General features: G+C 57.2%; 1 protein-coding gene. It reads left to right on the forward strand.

The genetic code is table 11. From position 1 onward, the window contains the following. Positions 1–97 precede the first annotated feature (97 nt). Complete coding sequence (ltrA, locus tag GNF76_RS29175; RefSeq protein WP_343037859.1) at positions 98–1,864, forward strand: group II intron reverse transcriptase/maturase; 1,767 nt, start codon at positions 98–100, stop codon at positions 1,862–1,864. The last annotated feature ends 58 nt before the right edge of the window (positions 1,865–1,922 follow it).

Here is a 1,922-nt window from a genome sequence, read left to right on the forward strand (position 1 = left end):
CCGGACGCATAGTGCGCCAGTTAAAGCTGGCGGAGGATAGTCGATGAAAGTTCGATACTGGTAAGAAATGGCGAATCAACCAGACCCCGAGTCATGCATGTTGCACCGTAAGGTGCAGGGTGAAGCGTTGACAGGGGAAACCGATGGGCCAGCCATTGAGCCGCGTAATCAGGAATCCGGGATGCCGATGCTGTTATGCGAAGCAGAAGGCAATATGGAGCATGGCGTTATACGCCAGTCATGCTCTGATCCCGCGCGGTCGGAGACCCTGTGCACGTCGGGAAGTCCTTCGCACAGAAACTGGGAGATCTCAGCGATGCCCGGTGCGCAAGCACCGGGCGGAGTAGGAAAGGCCAAAAGCCGTAACCCTGCTGTCTACGTCGCTGAGAAGTCGGATACGTCCGTAGTACCTGAGAAGCCATCGAACAAGGGGCTTAGCCCTGCGGAGATGGTGGAGGAAAGGGACGTAGCCAAGGGAAACACCGACACGTCCCCCGCGCCCCGAACACAGAGCCGGATCAGTTGCGCGTCGATGGGACTTGAAGGTGTACGTGAAGCAGCCCGAAGGGATAAGGGCATGCAGTTCACGGCATTGCTGCACCACATCACACCGCAATTATTGGCGCAGAGCTTTTATGCGCTTCGCCGCGATGCGGCGGTGGGCGTGGACGGCATGTCGTGGCGAGAATATGAGGACGGTCTTCTCCAGCGGGTAACCGATCTGCACACAAGGCTCCACAGTGGAGCCTATCGAGCAACGCCGTCGCGGCGGGTCTACATTCCCAAAGCCGACGGCAGGCAGCGTCCGCTGGGCATTGCCTCTCTGGAGGACAAGATCGTACAGCAGGCAGTTGTCACTGTTCTGAATGCGATCTATGAAGAAGACTTTCTAGGTTTCTCGTATGGGTTTCGGCCGGGACGTAGTCAGCACGATGCGCTGGATGCGTTGACGGTCGCGCTGAAGGGCCAGAAGGTGAACTGGATATTGGATGCGGATATCACGTCGTTCTTTGATGAGATCGACCATGAATGGATGCTGATGTTTCTAGGACACCGGATTGCAGACCAGCGCCTGCTCGGACTGATCTGCAAATGGCTTCAAGCGGGTGTTATGGAGAATGGCTGTAGGGTGGCTGCGACCAAGGGGACTCCCCAAGGCGCAGTGATATCGCCGTTACTGGCGAATATCTATCTTCACTACGTGCTGGATCTATGGGCAAGGCAGTGGCGCCAGCGCCACGCCCGTGGCGATGTGATTGTCGTGCGTTACGCGGACGACAGTGTGGTGGGTTTCAGGACGCAATGGCAGGCTCAGCAGTTCTTGGAGCAATTGCGGGAACGGCTGGCCAGGTTCGGTTTATCGCTCAACGCTTCGAAGACACGGCTGATTGAGTTTGGTCGTTTTGCTGCGAGAAATCGTAGAAAGCGAGGCTTAGGTAAACCGGAGACATTTGACTTCCTGGGCTTCACGCACTGTTGTAGTACCAACAGAAGCGGTGGGTTTCAAATACTGCGACTGACGGTCAAGAAGCGAATGCGTGCAACGCTACTGGCTATCCGGGATGAGCTGAAACGCCGACGTCATGAGCCTGTTCGGGTCGTGGGTCAGTGGCTTAACCGGGTTGTCGGTGGGTACTTCAATTACCACGCGGTGCCGGGAAACCTGATACGTCTTGGCGGTTTTCGGTTGGCGGTATGCCGTCTATGGCGGCACGCCCTCAAACGTCGCAGCCAGCGTCATCGGCTTCAATGGTCACGCTACGGACGCCTTGCCGACCTCTATATACCAAGACCCAGAAATGCACATCCTTATCCCGAGGATCGCTTTGCGTCACGTACCCAAGGCAGGAGCCGTATGCGGTAGTTCCGCACGTACGGATCTGGGCGGGGGGCGGTAGGTAACTGCCGTCCCTACCGCGACC

The organism is Pseudomonas spelaei (assembly GCF_009724245.1).
GTDB lineage: Bacteria > Pseudomonadota > Gammaproteobacteria > Pseudomonadales > Pseudomonadaceae > Aquipseudomonas > Aquipseudomonas spelaei.